We start from the raw sequence: 16861 nt of genomic DNA, 5'->3' as shown, positions 1-16861 counted from the left end.
TCCCCGTCATGAGAACAGGAACGTCCATGCCCTCCCGCACTTCCCCGCCCCCGTTGGCGCGCAGAGGATTCCTCACGCTCGCCGGCAGCGCTCTCCTGGCCGCCGCCGGATGCGCCCCCCAGACCACGAACGCCGCCCATTCCGGACCCGTGGGCGAGCTGCCCACCGGACCGCCGCCCGCCGGCACCTCCCTGGCCGTGGCCGTGCGGACCTCACAGATCCAACTGGCCACGTCCGGACTCGACAAGAACCTTCCCTTCAAAGTCTCCTCGTGGGTCAACCTCAACGCGGGCCCCGACATCATCCAGGGATTCCGGGCCCGCTCGATCGATATCGCGAGCAATGCGGGAATCCCGCCGATCCAGGCCGAGGCCATCGGTGTGAAGGCCCGGATCGTCGCCGTGCAGGAACGCCCCAAGCCCACCTACACGTTCGCCACCGCGCCCGGCTCGTCCATCAAGGCCGCGGAGGAGTTCAAGGGCAAGAAGATCGCCTTCTCCCAGGGGCAGGCCCAGGGCGTGGTCGTCCTGCGGGCCCTGAAGAAGGCCGGGCTCGCCCACTCAGACGTCCAGCTCGTGGCGCTGCCGAGCACGCAGTTCCTCACCGCGCTCCAGTCGAAGCAGGTCGACGTCGCACCCCTGGGCGAGCCGACCCTGACCAAGTACCTGACCCAGTACGGGAAGGACGGCGCCCGCGGCATACCGACCGAGGTCGTCGACCTGCTCACCGTCCTGTGGGCGCCGCTGGAGGTCCTGAACGACCCGGCGAAGGCGGCCGCCGTACGCGGCTACGTCACGCTCTGGGCGCAGGGCGTGGCCTGGGCGTGGGACAACTCCGACCAGTGGATCGACGCGTACTACGTCAAGGACCAGGGCGTCAGCGCGGCCGACGGGCGGCGCATCGTCGACTCCCTGGCGAAGCCCCGCTTTCCGGCGAACTGGGACAACGCCATCGCGTGGGAGCAGGAGACCGCGGACCTGATGGCGGAAGGCGGCTTCGTGCCGAAGATCGACGCCAAGTCCCTGTTCGACCGGCGCTTCGAGGGCCTCGCGGCGGCGGCCGTCCCGGCCGGATTCCGGGAGGGGGCATGAGCGAGGCACTGACGGACCTGCGCGTGCAGACGGCGGCCCCAGGGGCCCTGGCGGACCGCCCCGGGCCGGTGATCGGAGAGACCGGCACCAGCACCGACACCGTCACCGACACCAACACCAACACCAACACCAGCACCAGCACCGGCAAGACCGGTCCCGTAGCGGAGCCCCCGTCCCGGCGCCCCGGACGCCGGCGCCCCGTCGGCCGCAAGGCCCGGCGGCTGGGACCCGGCCGCGGCGTCCCCTTCGGCCGGCTGCTGGGGCCCGCGCTGCTCATCGCCGTCTGGTGGGCGGCGTCCGCCGCCGGCTTCCTCGACCCCCGCATCCTCTCCGGCCCCGGCACGGTGATCGCCACCGCGGGCGATCTCGTGGCGAACGGCCGGCTGCAGGGCAACCTGCTCATCTCGCTCCAACGCGCGGCCCTCGGACTGCTGTTCGGAGTCCTGACGGGTGTCGCGGCCGCCGTGATCGCCGGACTCAGCCGCACCGGCGAGTACCTCGTCGACGGGCCGCTCCAGATCAAGCGCGCCATCCCCTCGCTGGCGATGCTGCCCCTGCTCATCCTCTGGCTCGGCATCGGCGAGCAGATGAAGGTCACCGTCATCGCCCTCGGCGTCGCGGTGAACATGTACATCAACACCTACGCCTCGCTCACCAGCATCGACAACCGTCACGTCGAACTCGCCGAGGTGCTGGGGCTGAGCCGGTGGCGGTTCCTGCGCAAGGTGGTCCTCCCGGGCTCCCTGCCCGGATTCTTCGTCGGACTGCGGCTCGGCGTCACCTCGGCCTGGCTGGGCCTGATCGTCGTCGAGCAGATCAACGCCACCAGCGGCATCGGCTACATGATGTTCCAAGCCCAGCAGTACGCGCAGTCCGACGTGATCATCGTCGGTCTGGTGGCCTACGGGATCTTCGGCTTCTCCTCCGACGCACTGGTGCGCGCCATCGAACGGAGGGCCCTGTCATGGCGGCGCACGCTGGCGGGCTGACCGCCGGGCCCGGTACCCGGGTACGGGACCTCGCCCCCGCCGCGGTACGCACCCGCGGGCTGGTCCGCCGCTTCGGTGACCGGATCATCCTCAAGGAACTCGATCTCACCCTCGGCGCGGGTGAGTTCACGGCGCTCCTGGGCCGCAGTGGCTCCGGCAAGTCCACCCTGCTGCGCGCCGTGGCCGGCCTCGACCACGACGTCGAGGGAGCGGGCGAGCTGACCGTCCCCGACCGGGTCTCCCTCTCCTTCCAGGACTCCCGCCTGCTGCCCTGGCTGCGGGTCCTGGACAACGTCACCCTCGGACTGCGCGGACCGGGCGTCCGCGAACGCGGAGTCCGGGCCCTGGCGGAGGTCGGGCTCGCGGGCCGGGAGCGGGCCTGGTCCCACGAGCTGTCCGGCGGCGAACAGCAGCGTGCCGCCCTGGCCCGCGCCCTGGTCAGCGACCCCGAACTGCTGCTGGCCGACGAGCCGTTCGGCGCGCTCGACGCCCTGACCCGGATCCGCATGCACGGACTGCTGCGCGAACTCTACGAACGCCACCGTCCCGCCGTGCTCCTCGTCACCCACGACGTGGACGAGGCGGTGGAGCTCGCCGACCGCGTGCTCGTCCTGGACGAGGGCCGCATCTCCCTCGACCTCGCCGTAGACCTGCCCACCCCCCGGAGCCGGCGCCACCCCGGCTTCCAGGAGCACCGGGACACCCTGCTGGCCGCCCTCGGCGTATCGGAGCACCCGACGCCCACGCCCACGCCCACGCCCACCGCGGCCACCGACCACCACCAGAAGGACCACCCCGATGTCACGAACACCTGAGCGCAAGCCCCTCCACCTCAACGCCTTCCTGATGTCGGTGGGCCACCACGAGGCCTCGTGGCGGCTCCCCGAGAGCCCCGCCGACGGCGGCACCGGCATCGCGCACTACCAGAGCCTCGCCCGCATCGCCGAACGCGGCCTGCTCGACTCGGTGTTCCTCGCCGACAGCCCCGTCCTGCAGGGCGACCCCGGGCGCCGGCCCTCCAGCAAGCTGGAGCCGACCATCCTGCTGACCGCGCTGGCCGCGGTCACCAGCCGGATCGGGCTCATCGCCACCGCCTCCACCAGCTACAACGAACCCTTCAACCTGGCCCGGCGGTTCGCCTCCCTCGACCACGTCTCGAACGGCCGCGCCGGGTGGAACATCGTCACCACCGCCGGAGCCGAGGCCGCACGCAACTTCGGCCTCGACGACACCCCGCTGCACCACGAGCGCTACCGGCGCGCCGCCGAGTTCGTCGACGTCGCCACGAAGCTCTGGGACAGCTGGTCCGACGACGCCATCGTCGCGGACAAGGAGGCCGGCGTCCACACCCTGGCCGACCGGGTCCGCCCCATCGGGCACCGCGGCGAGTTCTTCCGCGTCGACGGCCCGCTCAACGTGGAGCGCTCCCCACAGGGGCACCCCCTCCTCGTCCAGGCCGGCTCCAGTGAGGACGGCAAGGACTTCGCGGCACGCTACGCGGAGGCGGTGTTCACCGCGCAGCAGACCCTCGAAGAGGCGACGGCCTTCTACAAGGACGTCAAACGGCGCGCCCTGGCCCTCGGCCGGGACCCGGACGGCATCAAGATCCTTCCGGGCATCGTCCCCGTCATCGCGGACACCGAGGCCGAGGCCCGCGAACTGGACGCCGAACTGGACCGGCTCATCGTCCCCGAGTACGCCAAGCGGCAGCTGGCCCTGCGCATCGGCATCGCCCCGGAGGCCCTCGACCTGGACTCGGAACTGCCCGGGGACATCCCCACCGAAGACGAGATCGAGGGGGCCAAGAGCCGCTACACCCTCGTCGTGGAACTGGCCCGCCGCGAACGGCTGACCGTACGGCAGCTGATCGGACGCCTCGGCGGAGGCCGCGGGCACCGCACCTTCGCGGGCACCGCCGAACAGGTCGCCGACACCATCGAGCACTGGTACGACAGCGGCGCCGCCGACGGCTTCAACATCATGCCGGCGATCCTGCCCTCCGGGCTGGAGCGCTTCGTCGACCAGGTGGTGCCGATCCTCCAGGAACGCGGCCTGTTCCGCACCGAGTACACCGGCACGACCCTGCGCGAGCACTACGGCCTCCCGCGCCCCGCCGGACACCCCTCCGACGGCCCCGCCGTGCCCGCCGGCCACCCCGGCACCGGCCTGGTGGAGGCCCGGTGACGGGCTGTCCCACCACCACGACGCAGCCGGCCGCCGCGCACGACGCGGCGGCCGGCCCCGCGGGCGGAGCACCGGCCGACGACTGGGCCCGGCGCCTCGTCGGCTACTGCCTGCGCCACCGCACCGACGTCCTGCTGGCCTTCGGAGCCGCGGCGGTGGCAGCGGTCGCCGCCGCCTGCCTGCCCCTCGTCCTGCGCCACGTGGTCGACGAGGTCGCCGCCGCGGACGGCGGCGCCCTGGCACCCTGGATCGTGCTCCTCGGCTCCCTCGGCGCGGTCCGCTTCGGGGCCTCCTTCGTACGCCGCTACCGCTCGGGGCGGCTCTCCCTCGCAGTCCAGTACGACCTGCGCAACGACGCCTTCGCCTCCCTGCTGCGGTTCGGCGGGCCCCAGCAGGACGGCCTGCGCACCGGAGAGGTCGTGAGCAGGTCCATCTCGGACATCACCCTCATCCAGACCCTGCTCCAGTTCCTGCCCAACCTCACGGGCAACGCGATGATGTTCTGCGTCTCCCTGGGCTTCATGGCCTGGCTCTCGCCGCTCCTCACCGTGGTCGCCCTGATCGTCGGGCCCGCCCTGTGGACGATCGCCCTGCACAGCCGCCGCACCCTCTTCCCGGCCAACTGGCACGCCCAGCAGGAGGCCGCCGAGGTGGCGTCCACCGTCGAGGCCACCGTCACCGGGGTGCGCGTCGTCAAGGGATTCGGCCAGGAACACCGCGAACTGCGCGGGCTGGAGGAACGGGTCCGCGCGCTCTTCGCCTCCCGGCTCCGCGTGGTCGCCTTCACCAGCCGCTACAACCCCGCGCTGCAAGCCGTACCGGCCCTGGGACAAGTGGCGGTGCTCGCCCTCGGCGGCTGGCTCGCCATCGACGGCCGGCTGTCCCTGGGCACCTTCCTCGCCTTCACCGCCTACCTCGGATCCCTCGTCACACCGGTGCGCCAGGTCGCCACCCTCCTCACCGTCTGGCAGCAGGCCCGGGCGGGCGCCGAACGCGTCCTGGAGATCATCGACGAAGCACCCGCGATCGACGACGCGCCCGGCGCACACCACCTCGGACCCGCCGCCCCGGCCCTGTCCTGGCACGGGGTGACCTTCGGCTACGGCGAGGCCGCGCCGCTGCTGTCCGGCTTCAGCCTGGACGTACGGCCGGGGGAGACGCTCGCCCTCGTCGGCCCGGCCGGCTGCGGCAAGTCGACGGTCGCAGCGCTCCTGCCCCGGTTCTACGACACCCGGTCGGGCACCGTGTCCGTCGGCGGCCACGACGTACGCGACCTCGCCCTGGCCTCCCTGCGGTCCCGGATCGGCTTCGTCTTCGAGGAGAGCCTCCTCCTGTCGGACTCGATCCGCTCCAACATCGCGTACGGGAGCCCGGACGCGACCGACGCGCAGATCCGCGAGGCGGCCCGGCTCGCCCGGGCCGACGAGTTCATCGACCGGCTCCCCGACGGATACGACACCGCCGTCGGCGAACAGGGACTGACGCTCTCCGGCGGCCAGCGCCAGCGGGTCGCCCTCGCCCGCGCCCTGCTCATCGACCCCGCCGTACTCGTCCTGGACGACGCCACCTCGGCCCTGGACGCCCGGGTCGAAGCGGAGATCCACACCGCCCTGGCGGAGGCCGGCCGGCGGCGCACCACGCTCATCGTGGCCCACCGGGAGTCGACCCTGGAACTCGCCGACCGCGTCGCGCTGATGGACGGCGGCCGGATCACCGACATCGGCACGCCGGACGAGCTGCGCGCCCGCTCGGCCCTCTTCCGGTCCCTGCTGTCCACCTCGCTCCGTCCCGACGACGCCGATGCCCCCGACGCGGGCGACGGAACCGCGCCCCCACTCGGCGTGCCGGTCGGCGGCGTCACCGCGGAGCTGTGGCGACGGCCGGACGGGGAAGGCCCCGTCCGCCACGAGGGCACCGCGGTACGCGCCGCGAACGCCCTCGCCGCAGCCGCGGCCTCCGGCCCCGGCCGGGGCGGACCCGGCAGCGGAGTACTCGGCTCCGCCCCGCCGTCCCCCGAACTCCTGGCCGCCCTGGAGAAGACCCCGATGCCCGCTGCCGAGCCCGGCGTCCCGCTCGCCCAGGCCGTGGCCGGAGACCCCGGCTTCCGCCTCGGCTCCCTGCTGCGCCCCTTCCGGATCCCGCTGCTCGGCGGGCTCCTGCTGGTCGCCGTGGACGCGCTCGCGCAGATCGCCGTACCCGTACTCGTCCGGCACGGCGTGGACAGCGGGGTCACCGGGCAGGCGAGGGGGGTCCTGCTGACGGCCGCCGCGGCCGCGGCGGCGGTCGTCGTCGCCAACTGGCTCCTCGGCATCGCCCAGGTCCTCACCACCGGGCGGACCGGCGAGCGGCTCCTCTACACCCTGCGGGTCAAGACGTACGCCCAGCTGCAGCGACTCGGCCTCGACTACTACGAGCGGGAACCGGCGGGCCGGATCATGACCCGGATGACCACCGACGTGGACGCCGTGTCGAACTTCCTCCAGACGGGCCTCATCACGGCCGTCGTCAGCCTGCTGACGGTCCTCGGCGTCCTGGTGTCCCTGCTGGTCATCGACGCGCAGCTCGCGCTGGTCCTGCTGGCCGCGCTGCCCCCGCTGATCCTCGCCACCGCCCTCTTCCGGCACTACTCGGTCCCCGCCTACCTGGAGGCCCGCGAGCAGATCAGCGCGGTCAACGCCTACCTCCAGGAGAACGTCGGAGCCGTGCGCATCACCCAGGCCTTCCGCCGGGAACGGCGCAACGCCGAGGACTTCGCGGCCCTCGCCCGGGCGTTCAGCACGTCCCGGCTGCGGGCGCAGCGGTACATGGGCACCTTCTTCCCCTTCGTGGAGTTCCTCGGCACGCTGTCCACGGCCGCCGTCCTCGCCGTCGGAGCCGGCCAGGTCGTCTCCGGCGGGCTGACCGCCGGCACCCTGATCGCGTTCCTGCTCTGCGTCGAGCTGTTCTTCGCCCCGATCCAGCAGCTGTCCCCGGTCTTCGACGGGTACCAGCAGGCGGTCATCGGCATGAACCGGCTGCGCAGCCTGATGCGCATGCCCGCCGGGACCCCGCCGGCCACCGCCCCGCTGCCCGTGAAGGCACTGCGCGGCGAGATCGAGTTCGACGAGGTGTCCTTCCACTACGCGGGCGGGTCCGACCGGAACGTGCTGCACGGCATCGGGCTGCGCATCGCCCCGGGCGAGACCGTCGCCCTCGTCGGGACCACGGGCGCGGGCAAGTCGACGGTGGTCAAACTGCTGGCCCGCTTCTACGATCCGGCCGCCGGGGCCGTCCGCGTCGACGGCCACGACCTGCGCGAACTCGATCTGACGGACTACCGGCGCCGGCTGGGCATCGTCCCGCAGGAGCCGCACCTCTTCGGCGGCACCGTCCGCGACGCCATCGCCTACGGACGCCCGGAGGCGACCGATGCGGAGGTGGAGGCCGCGGCCCGGGCCGTCGGAGCCCACGAGATGGTGGCCACGCTCGCGCACGGCTACCTCACGCAGATCGGGGAACGCGGCCGGGGCCTGTCCTCGGGCCAGCGCCAGCTGCTCGCCCTCGCCAGGGCCGAACTGGTCGACCCCGACATCCTGTTGCTCGACGAGGCCACCGCCTCGCTCGACCTCGCCACCGAACGGCGGGTCACCGCCGCCGTCGAGGCCCTCACCCGGCGCCGCACCACCGTGGTCGTGGCGCACCGCCTCACCACGGCCGCCCGCGCGGACCGGGTGGTGGTGCTCGACGCCGGGACCGTCGTGGAGACGGGCACTCACACCCAACTCCTGGCCGCGCAGGGCCCGTACCGGCGCCTGTGGGACGCCTACCGGCCGGGCGGGACGGACGTCCGTCAGCCGATTCCGGCTCCGGTCCCGGCCGGCACCCCTACCGACCACACCGACACCCATACCGATCAACTCGTCAACGGGAGCGCACGATGACCGAATACCGCCTGCTGGGACGCACCGGCGTCAAGGTGAGCCCGCTCGCCCTGGGCGCCATGATGTTCGGGGCTCGTGGCAACACCGACCACGACGACAGCGTCCGCATCATCCACCGGGCCCTCGACTCGGGCATCAACTTCGTCGACACGGCCGACGTGTACTCGGCGGGGGAGTCGGAGACCATCGTGGGCAAGGCGCTCGCCGGAGGCCGGCGGGACAACGTGGTGCTGGCCACCAAGTTCCACGGCAGCCTCGGCTCCGACCCCAACGAGCAGGGAAACAGCCGCCGTTGGATCATCCGTGAGGTGGAGAACAGCCTGCGCCGGCTCGGCACCGACTGGATCGACCTCTACCAGGTGCACCGGCCCGAGCCCGAGACCGACTTCGACGAGACGCTCGGCGCGCTCAGCGACCTCGTCCACCAGGGCAAGATCCGCTACATCGGCACGTCCACCTTCGAGCCCTCCGCGATCGTCGAGGGCCAGTGGCTCGCCGAGCGCCGCGGCCGCGAACGGGTGGTGACCGAGCAGCCCCCGTACTCGCTGCTCGCGCGCGGCATCGAGCGCGAGGTCCTGCCCGTCGCCCAGCAGTACGGGCTGGGCGTGCTCAGCTGGAGCCCGCTCGCAGGCGGCTGGCTGTCCGGCCGCTACCGCAAGGGTGCCGACCAGCCCACCTCCAGCCGGATCGACCGGCAGGCCGAGCGCTTCGACATCGCCGACCCCGGGAACGCGGCCAAGCTGGACGCTGCCGAGGCCCTGGCCCAGCTGGCGCAGGAGGCGGGACTGACCCTGGTGCAGCTCGCCCTGGCCTTCGTCCTGGAACACCCCGCCGTCACCTCGGCCATCATCGGACCGCGCACCTTCGAGCAGCTGGAGAGCCAGCTCGGCGCCGACGGGGTGCGGCTGAGCGCGGACGTGCTCGACCGCATCGACAAGATCGTGCCGCCCGGCACGAACCTGTCCGCCCGGGACGCCGGATACGTGGCTCCGGCGCTGTCCGACCCCCTCCTGCGCCGCCGCCCGCGCGGCTGACCGGACGGGCCGCCGGCCCCTCCCCCGAGGAGGACGGCGGCCCGCCGCGGTGCGCGGCGTCAGCGGCGGAGCACCTTGCGGGACAGCACGTTGCCGAGGAGCTGCGCCGACTGCACGAGGGCGATCAGCACGAGCACCGTCACCACCATCACCGAGGTGTCGAAGCGCAGGTAGCCGTAGGTCATCGCCAGGTTGCCGACGCCTCCGCCGCCGACCGTCCCCGCCACCGCCGAGAAGTCGATCAGCGCGACGAGCATGAAGGTCATGCCGAGGACCAGGGGGCCGAGCGCCTCCGGGACGAGGACCGTGAGCAGGATCCGCAGCGGGCTCGCGCCCATGGAGCGGGCCGCCTCGATCACGCCGGGTTCGACGGAGAGCAGGTTGGACTCCACGATGCGGGCGACCCCGAACGTCGCGACGACCGTCATCGGGAAGATCGCGGCGTTCGTGCCGATCATCGTGCCGACCACCCCGCGCGTGACCGGGGCGAGCGCGACGATCGCGATGATGAAGGGCACGGGCCGGATGATGTTGATGAACAGGCCCAGGACCGTGTGGACGATCCGGTTCGGCAGCACGCCGCCCTTGCGCGTGGCGTAGAGGGTGAGCCCCACCGCCAGTCCGCTGACGGTCGACAGGGCCAGGGTGATCAGCACCATGTAGACGGTCTCGCCGGTGGCGTCGAGGACCTTGGGCCAGAACGTGCTCCAGTCCGCCTTCACCGGACACCCGCTTCCGCACGGTCGGGGACGCGCAGCCCGGCGACGACGGCCCCGACCGCGGCGGCCTCGCCGCGCAGTTCCAGCGTCACACTGCCCAGGGGGCGTCCGCGCACCTCGGCGACGCCTCCGTGCACGAAGGTGAAGTCGACGCCGTGGACGCGCAGCAGCTCCGAGAGGCCGTCCAGGGCGGGGCTGGCGTCGACGACGGGCAGCGTGACCAGGCGGCCGGGGTGGCGGGCACGCAGCCGTTCCAGGAGTCCGGCGTCCGGCTCGGCGTGCTGTGCGGAGCGCACGAAGGCGGCGGTGGTCGCGTGGCGGGGCCGCGCGAAGACCTCGTACACCTCGCCGCTCTCGACCACCTTGCCGTCCTCCATGACCGCGACGCGGTCGCACAGGGTCCGTACGACCTCCATCTCGTGGGTGATGAGGAGGATCGTGACGCCCAGCTCGCGGTTGACCCGGCGCAGCAGGGCCAGTACCTCGCCGGTGGTCTGCGGATCGAGGGCGGAGGTCGCCTCGTCGCAGAGCAGGACCTTGGGGCGGGTGGCGAGCGCGCGGGCGATGCCGACGCGCTGGCGCTGGCCGCCCGAGAGCTGCTCGGGGTAGCGCTTGCCGTGGCCGGCGAGACCGACGAACTCCAGCGTCTCCTCGGCCCGGGCCCGGGCCGAGGAGCGGTCCATCCCGGCGAGGCGCAGCGGGTAGAGCACGTTGCCGAGGACGGTGCGCGAGCGGAAGAGGTTGAACTGCTGGAAGATCATGCCGATGTCGCGCCTGATGGGTCGCAGCCGGCGCTCGCCAAGGGAGGAGAGGTCCTGGCCGTTCAGCAGCACGCTGCCCGAGGTCGGCTCCTCCAGGCCGTTGACCAGGCGCAGCAGGGTGGACTTGCCCGCACCGCTGTGCCCGACGACGCCGAAGACGCTGCCCTCCTCGACGCCGAGGCTGACTCCGTCGACGGCGCGCGCTCCACCCGGGAACTCCTTCGCGACGTCGCGCAGTTCCACGGCGGCGGTCATCGCTTCAGCTGCTTCTGGATGCGGGCCACCTCGGCCTGCAGCTCGGCGGCGGGCAGCTCGACGTGGTGGGCGGTGCCGTTGCTGGTGCGGCGGACCTCGTCCTGCACCACCTCGGACGCGTAGAGCTTGACGATCTTCTGGTAGTCCGCGTTGTCCTTCTGGTCCGCGCGGGCGGCGATGACGTTGAGGTACGGGACGGACTGCGGTCCGGCGGGGTCGTCCTTGAAGAGCGCGGTGTCGGCCTTGATGCCGGCGAGCTCGGCGACGCCGTCGTTGATGATCGCGGCGTCCGTGTCCTTGAGGGTCCGGGGGGTCTGCTGGGCGTTGACCGCGGTGAGCTTGACGTGCTTGGGGTTGGCGGTGATGTCGTCGGGAGTGGCGAAGAGCCCGGCGTCCTCGCGCAGTTCGATGAGCTTGGCCTGTTCCAGTACGCGCAGCCCGCGCCCCTGGTTGGCGGGGTCGTTGGGCAGGGCTATCTCGGCCCGGTCGGGGAGGTCCGCGAGCTGCTTGTGCTTGCTGGAGTAGAGCCCGAGGGGGACCACCGTGGTCGCGGCGATGGGGGCGATGTCGGCCTTGTTCTCGGTGTTCGACTGGGCGAGGAAGACCAGGTGCTGGAAGGCGTTGAGCTCGATGTCACCCGCGCTGAGGGCCTTGTTGGGCAGCGAGTAGTCGTCGAACACCACCGTCTCCACGGTGAGGCCCTCCTTCTTCGCCTCCTTGGCGAGGACGTCCCACTCGGGGGAGTCGCCGGAGACGCCGACCCGGATGCGGTGGTCGTCCGGGCCTCCGGCGCCGCAGCCGGACAGGAGGAGCGTGAGGACGGCGGCGCTGGATGCGGCGAACAGGGTACGTCGACGCGGCAGTGCAGAAATCATTGTGTGATCCATGTGCAGAGAAAAGCCAAACGAAGGGATAGCTGGATCGTAGATCGAACTTGCCTCGTGACCTTCGAATGCGAGGTTCAATTCATGAATCTGCAATGAATGAATGGGTCGGGGTGGATGCGGCACCACGAACGCATGCCGCCGAGCGCGCGGCGCCGCATCCCGCGGGCACGGTCAGCCCACGAACTCCTCGTCCCCGTAGCGCACTTCCGCGGTGTTCCAGTCGACCCCGAGATCGGCCGCGAGCTTCCGGGCGAGGGGGAGGTCCGCCAGCGGGGCGATGAGGATCAGCCGCCCGCCGACGGTGACGGAGCCCCCGCCGAGCCGCTCGCGGGCCTCGGGGTCGGCGACGAGGGCGTCGTGCAGGCGGGTCGCGCTCACCCCCGGGGCCTGGATCTCCACGGCGTCGGTGTCCGGCGCGTTCCGGGGCAGGCAGCGGAACGTCAGCACCGACTCCTGGTGGTACTCCTTGCGGATGACGTCGGCGATGTGGCGCAGCCCCTCGGGGCCGACCCGGTTGACGTCGAACTCGCGCGAGCGCTCGTACGTGGTCTGCTTCAGCTCGTCGGACCAGAAGACCCCGTCCAGCAGGGTCGAGGAGCCGGGCTTCGCGCCGTGCGACCGGATGATGCCGCGGACCTCGCGGTCGAAGCGGTCCAGCCGGGTCTGCAGCCGGGGATCCGCCGGGTCCGTGATGACCGCCGTGTTGTTGGTGGCGAAGATCTCCGCCGTCGACGGGCAGCCCCGGGGCGGGGCCGGGCTCGCGTGTGCGGTCCCCGTGCCGGCGGATCCCAGCGCGAGGACCCCGATCGCGACCAGGACCCGTGCGTACCGCTGCCTCATGTTCCAACTCCCTTTCCGGAAAACGGTGGTGGTGTACCGGAACCTCACCGGTGGTCTACCGGTGACGGACCGGTGGCGGACGGATGTCCACGCCACCCCGGGCAAGGAGAACCCGATCGGCCCCGCAGGCGTCAGGAAGATCGCGAACGTTCACGTGATCGTCAAGAAATGCCCGCAGGCCCGGGCCGGGACCGGCTCGGGCCCGGGAAGGGCCCGAGCCGGTCCCGTCGCGGCTACCGCCAGACGACGGCGCGCCAGCGGACCGGCCAGCTCCGCGAACTGCCCACGTCGCCCGCGACGCTCCCGGCCGCGTTGATCGCGAGCGGCTGGGTCGTGTCGATGCCGGCGGGAAGGGGAAGGGCGGTGACCCGCCCCAGCGGGTCCCATGTCACGGCACGCTCGTCCGAGGTGCCGACGCCGGTGCCCGCGTCGTTGATCCCGTTGACGAAGACCCGGCCCGTGCCGGGCAGCACCGCGAGTTCGGTGGCGCGGTTCCCGTCCCACCGCACGGCGTGGTCCTTGACGTTCCCGACGACGACGTCGGCATTGTTGACGCTCACCGAACGCGCGCCGATCCCCTGCGACGGCAGTGCCTTGAACTTCTTCCCGCGCGGGGCACGGACGGCCTTCCACTCCTCGGCCCCGTCGGTCGCCAGACCGATCACCGTGCCGCGGTCGTTGATCGCGACCGGCTCGCTGTACGAGCCCCCGAGCGAGCCGAGATCGTGGACACGGCCCGCGGTGTCCCACCGTACGGCCCGGGTCTTCTCGCCCGGCACGAACACGTGGCCGGCGATCTCACCCCGTTCGTTGATCCCGGTGGCCACGCCCCCTTCCGCCTTCGGGGGCAGGCGCAGCAGGGTCGCCCGGCCGTCCGGGCCCCAGCGCACCGGGCGCGCACGAACGGCCGTCGACAGCCGCCCGACGGCTACGTGGGAGTCGTTGATGTCCTGGGCTTCGCCGTCGACGTAGCCCGGTGGTTCCTCCAGCCGGGTGAGGGCGCCCGACGCGTTCCACCGGGCTGCGTGCCGTACGCCGTCCGGCGTGGCGGTGAAGCCGGCCACGGTGCCGTCCTCGACCACCTTCACCGCCTGCCCGCCCGAACCTCCGGAGACGGCCTGCAGAGGGGTGAGGGAGCCGTCGGCGCCCCACCGCACGAGGTAACCGTCCTGGTTCTCGTCGAGCGAGAGCCCCACGACGTCCCCGGCGTCGTTCATCGCCTGGGCCGAACTACTGGAATGGCCTGCCAGGAGCGGCAGTTCGTACATCGAGACGGAGACGCCGGAGGGCGCGGAAGGCGCCACCATCACGGACAACATCGCGGAAACAACCACGGGTAACAAGAAGATCTCCCCTGTCTTCTCGGACTGACACGGCGCCGGACGCCCCCGTCCACCCCGTTGATCCCCCGGGCGACGGGAACGGCACGACGCCCGAGCCCTCCCCCGACCGCGAGGCGCAGAAACGCGGCCGAGGGACTCGGTGTGCGACGAGGCCGGGCCGGTCTACCCGCCGATGCCCACCGGACGGGCGACGGCTGCCTCGGAGCGGGCGGTCGCGGGGCGCCTGCCGCGCCGGTCGGCGAGCAGCGCGAGGGCGATGCCGCTGCCGGTCCAGACCGCCAGGGTGAGGGCCGGGAGCCCCGCGCCGGAGCCGTCGAAGAAGGCGTTGGCGCGCAGGAGGCTGCCGGAGGCGCCCGGGGGGAGGAGCTGGCCGAGGGCGGCCCAGCCGGTGGGGAGCCAGTGGGGTCCGGTGGCAAGGCCCGAGAGCGGGTTGCCCAGGAGCATCATCAGTGCGCCGCCGAGGGCGAATCCGGCCATGCCGAGGAGGGCCTGAAGGCCCAGGAGGGTGGTGGACAGGGCGGCGGTGCCTAGGGCGAGGCCGAGGGCGGTGAGCCAGTAGTTCCCGTCGACGGAGTGGGTGGCGAACTGGAGGACGGCGGCGATGGCGGCGCCCGCCACCAGGGAGAACAGCAGGGCTCCCGCGATGCGGGTGCGCAGTCCGCGGTGTCCGGGGAAGACGCTGCCGAGGATGAGGGCGGGAAAGATCCCGCCGAAGATCATGGGCAGGAGCGCGGCGGTCATTCCGGCGCCGCGGGGGTCGTCCTCGGTGAAGGGCGCGAGGTCGTGGACGGTGGCCCGGGTGCCCTGCTGGGCGGCAACGCCGTCGCCCAGTGCGGTGAGGGCGCTGGTGGCCGAGGGGCCGCCCGCGGTGGCCGTGTAGACGTCGATGCGGTGGGCGGTGACGGCGAGGCCGCCGGCTATGTCCCGGTCCTCCACCGCTTCGCGAAGGGCGGCCGGACTCGGGTAGCGGCGGACGTCCCAGGCTTCGCCGTCGGCGCTCTGCCGGAGGGCCTCCGGGACCCCGTCCGAGCCGGTGACGCCGATGGGGACGCGGTGCGGGCCGCTGTGGAGCGAGGGCAGCGCGAAGGCGCACAGCATGGTGGTGATCAGGGCTGCCAGGCCGAGGACGACCAGGGTCAGCTTGCGTCCCGTGGCGGAAGGGGTGCGGTTCGGCATCGTGGGTCTTTCCCGTCCGGGGCTCAGGCCTGGGCGGCCGCGGCGGCGACGATCCAGTTCCGGAACTCGACGGCGTAGTGCCGCAGGTGGTGCTCCAGGACCTCGTCCGGGCACGTGACGGGGAAGTAGACCGTCAGGTTCGAGGTGAAGCCGTCGGCGGTGTCGCCGAACTGGATCAGCGCCCGCCCGACGACGGTGCCGTCGGCCAGGAAGAGGTTCGAGGACATCTTGCGCGGGAAGTCCGACTCCGGGAGGAGCTCGGCCGCGTCCTTGGCCCAGTCCAGCGCGTCGGTGCCCCAGCCGCCCATGTAGAAGTCGGCCACGTGCGGGCCGATGTTCTCCACCACGCGCGCGCCGATCTCGTCGGTGCCCATCACGTAGTGCTCGGGGTGCGCCGCGAGGAGCACGCGCTCGTCACCGGCGAACGCCTTGTCCATCCAGGCCAGGAAGGCGCCCGAGGTCAGGCCCTTCGTCGCGAGCACGGTGGTGCCCCCCTTGAAGGCGCCGCCGGAGGTGCGGGCGCTCTCGCGCAGGAAGGCGTTGCCCTCCTCGATGTCCGCGGCCAGGAGGTCGAGGAGCCCCTGGCGGCCCAGCAGCGTCCGGAAGCGGTCCACTGCGCGGCGGGCGTAGAAGAGCTCGAAGTCGTCGATGCTCCCGGCGCCGGCGGGGCCGGCCTCAAGGGCCACGGTCACGGGCTGGGGAGTCTGGATGTCGGTCATGGTCGCACCTCCGATAGGATGTGAATGTGAATTCACGTTCACATTGCGAGGATACGCCGAGGAGTGCACCGGTTGTCAAAAAGCCCTGTTGAGAGCGGTGCGGATACCATGCGGGACATGAGCGAGCAGTCGGAACGGCCGGCGGCCTACCGGGAACCCCAGCAGGCCCGCAGTGCCGCGACCCTGGCCCGCGTCCTGAGGGCGGCCGAGGAGATCGCCTCCACCTCCGGCCTGGAGGAGATGACGATCGCAGGCGTCGCCCAGCGCGCCGGCGTCGCCGTCGGGACGATCTACCGCCGCTTCGAGGACAAGGACCAGCTGATCGGCGCCCTGACCGAGCGGATGCTGGAACGCCGCGAGGAGTACGTCGCCGAGCGGCTGCGCGCGGCCCCGCCCTCGCTCCCGGGCGTCATGGACGCGTACGTGCACGCCCTGCTGCAGTCCTTCGCCGACAGCAGCAGCCTCTTCCCCGAACTGCTGCGCACGCGCGGGACCAGGTCGCTGGACCGCGGGGCCCGCACCATCACCGAACTCCACCGCCTCCTGCTCGACGCGGCAAGCCCCTACACCGGCCAGATCCGCCGCTCCGACCCACAACAGGCACTCGACACCGCGGCCCGCGCCATCCTCGGCGCCTGCTTCCACAACTCCGTACGCCCCGATGCCGCCACCGGCGAAGCGGCCAGACACCGGTACGCCGAAGAGCTCGGCGACATGGCGATCGCCTACCTCCTCACCCCGGACCGGCGCCGCAGCGCCGACACCTGACCCGAGCGCGCCGCCGGTCGGAGCTCCAGGGGCGCACCACCCCGTACCCGTCCCGGCTAGGCCGTCTCTTTCGGATCTTGCCGGGCCCGCGACGCCTGGCACCGCACCTGGCCGCACTGCCGAGGCGACCACGTACGCCCAGTACGCGAACGCCCCGACAGCACGGCCAGGCACG

General features: G+C 72.3%; 14 protein-coding genes. 7 read left to right on the top strand and 7 right to left on the bottom strand.

What is annotated here, in order from left to right; all coding sequences use genetic code 11:
* Positions 1–26 precede the first annotated feature (26 nt).
* From ACFWNV_RS01245 to ACFWNV_RS01220, 6 genes are read left to right on the top strand one after another with little or no spacing between them, the layout of a single operon-like run.
* Positions 27–1091 carry an ABC transporter substrate-binding protein gene (locus ACFWNV_RS01245; protein ID WP_383938595.1) on the top strand — a complete coding sequence of 355 codons (1065 nt, stop codon included), beginning with the start codon at positions 27–29 and terminating at the stop codon, positions 1089–1091.
* Positions 1088–2080, top strand: a complete 993-nt coding sequence (locus tag ACFWNV_RS01240; RefSeq protein WP_383938592.1) for an ABC transporter permease — start codon at positions 1088–1090, stop codon at positions 2078–2080. Before ACFWNV_RS01245 ends, ACFWNV_RS01240 begins: the two co-directional genes overlap by 4 nt.
* Entirely contained in the window at positions 2056–2895 is an 840-nt protein-coding gene (locus ACFWNV_RS01235) for an ABC transporter ATP-binding protein (protein WP_383938590.1), read from the top strand. Before ACFWNV_RS01240 ends, ACFWNV_RS01235 begins: the two co-directional genes overlap by 25 nt.
* Positions 2879–4264 carry an LLM class flavin-dependent oxidoreductase gene (locus ACFWNV_RS01230; RefSeq protein ID WP_383938587.1) on the top strand — a complete coding sequence of 462 codons (1386 nt, stop codon included), beginning with the start codon at positions 2879–2881 and terminating at the stop codon, positions 4262–4264. The genes ACFWNV_RS01235 and ACFWNV_RS01230 overlap by 17 nt, the downstream gene beginning before the upstream one ends.
* Positions 4261–8184 carry an ABC transporter ATP-binding protein gene (locus tag ACFWNV_RS01225; protein ID WP_383938584.1) on the top strand — a complete coding sequence of 1308 codons (3924 nt, stop codon included), beginning with the start codon at positions 4261–4263 and terminating at the stop codon, positions 8182–8184. The genes ACFWNV_RS01230 and ACFWNV_RS01225 overlap by 4 nt, the downstream gene beginning before the upstream one ends.
* On the top strand, positions 8181–9218 hold the full coding sequence (locus tag ACFWNV_RS01220; protein WP_383938582.1) for an aldo/keto reductase: 1038 nt from the start codon (positions 8181–8183) through the stop codon (positions 9216–9218). Before ACFWNV_RS01225 ends, ACFWNV_RS01220 begins: the two co-directional genes overlap by 4 nt.
* Positions 9219–9277: 59 nt before the next feature.
* Here ACFWNV_RS01220 and ACFWNV_RS01215 read toward each other — a convergent pair whose 3' ends face one another.
* The 7 genes from ACFWNV_RS01215 to ACFWNV_RS01185 form a co-directional block, all read right to left on the bottom strand.
* Positions 9278–9940, bottom strand: a complete 663-nt coding sequence (locus ACFWNV_RS01215; protein ID WP_383938579.1) for a methionine ABC transporter permease — start codon at positions 9938–9940, stop codon at positions 9278–9280.
* Complete coding sequence (locus ACFWNV_RS01210) at positions 9937–10953, bottom strand: methionine ABC transporter ATP-binding protein (RefSeq protein WP_383938576.1); 1017 nt, start codon at positions 10951–10953, stop codon at positions 9937–9939. Before ACFWNV_RS01210 ends, ACFWNV_RS01215 begins: the two co-directional genes overlap by 4 nt.
* A complete protein-coding gene (locus ACFWNV_RS01205; RefSeq protein WP_383938573.1) occupies positions 10950–11828 on the bottom strand; it encodes a MetQ/NlpA family ABC transporter substrate-binding protein in 879 nt (292 codons plus the stop codon). The genes ACFWNV_RS01210 and ACFWNV_RS01205 overlap by 4 nt, the downstream gene beginning before the upstream one ends.
* Positions 11829–12011: 183 nt before the next feature.
* On the bottom strand, positions 12012–12680 hold the full coding sequence (locus tag ACFWNV_RS01200; RefSeq protein ID WP_383938570.1) for a hypothetical protein: 669 nt from the start codon (positions 12678–12680) through the stop codon (positions 12012–12014).
* A gap of 233 nt (positions 12681–12913) precedes the next feature.
* Complete coding sequence (locus tag ACFWNV_RS01195) at positions 12914–13987, bottom strand: hypothetical protein (protein ID WP_383938566.1); 1074 nt, start codon at positions 13985–13987, stop codon at positions 12914–12916.
* A gap of 198 nt (positions 13988–14185) precedes the next feature.
* On the bottom strand, positions 14186–15199 hold the full coding sequence (locus tag ACFWNV_RS01190; RefSeq protein ID WP_383938563.1) for a hypothetical protein: 1014 nt from the start codon (positions 15197–15199) through the stop codon (positions 14186–14188).
* 23 nt (positions 15200–15222) lie between these two features.
* A complete protein-coding gene (locus ACFWNV_RS01185) occupies positions 15223–15918 on the bottom strand; it encodes a hypothetical protein (RefSeq protein ID WP_383938560.1) in 696 nt (231 codons plus the stop codon).
* Positions 15919–16035: 117 nt separating this feature from the next.
* Between ACFWNV_RS01185 and ACFWNV_RS01180 the strand changes: the two genes are divergently transcribed.
* Positions 16036–16686, top strand: coding sequence for a TetR/AcrR family transcriptional regulator (locus tag ACFWNV_RS01180; protein WP_383938556.1), 651 nt, complete (start codon positions 16036–16038; stop codon positions 16684–16686).
* The last annotated feature ends 175 nt before the right edge of the window (positions 16687–16861 follow it).

Source organism: Streptomyces sp. NPDC058401 (genome assembly GCF_042722885.1).
GTDB lineage: Bacteria > Actinomycetota > Actinomycetes > Streptomycetales > Streptomycetaceae > Streptomyces.
Note: the sequence above shows the minus strand (reverse complement) of the source record. Positions and strands in the feature narration are given on the sequence as shown.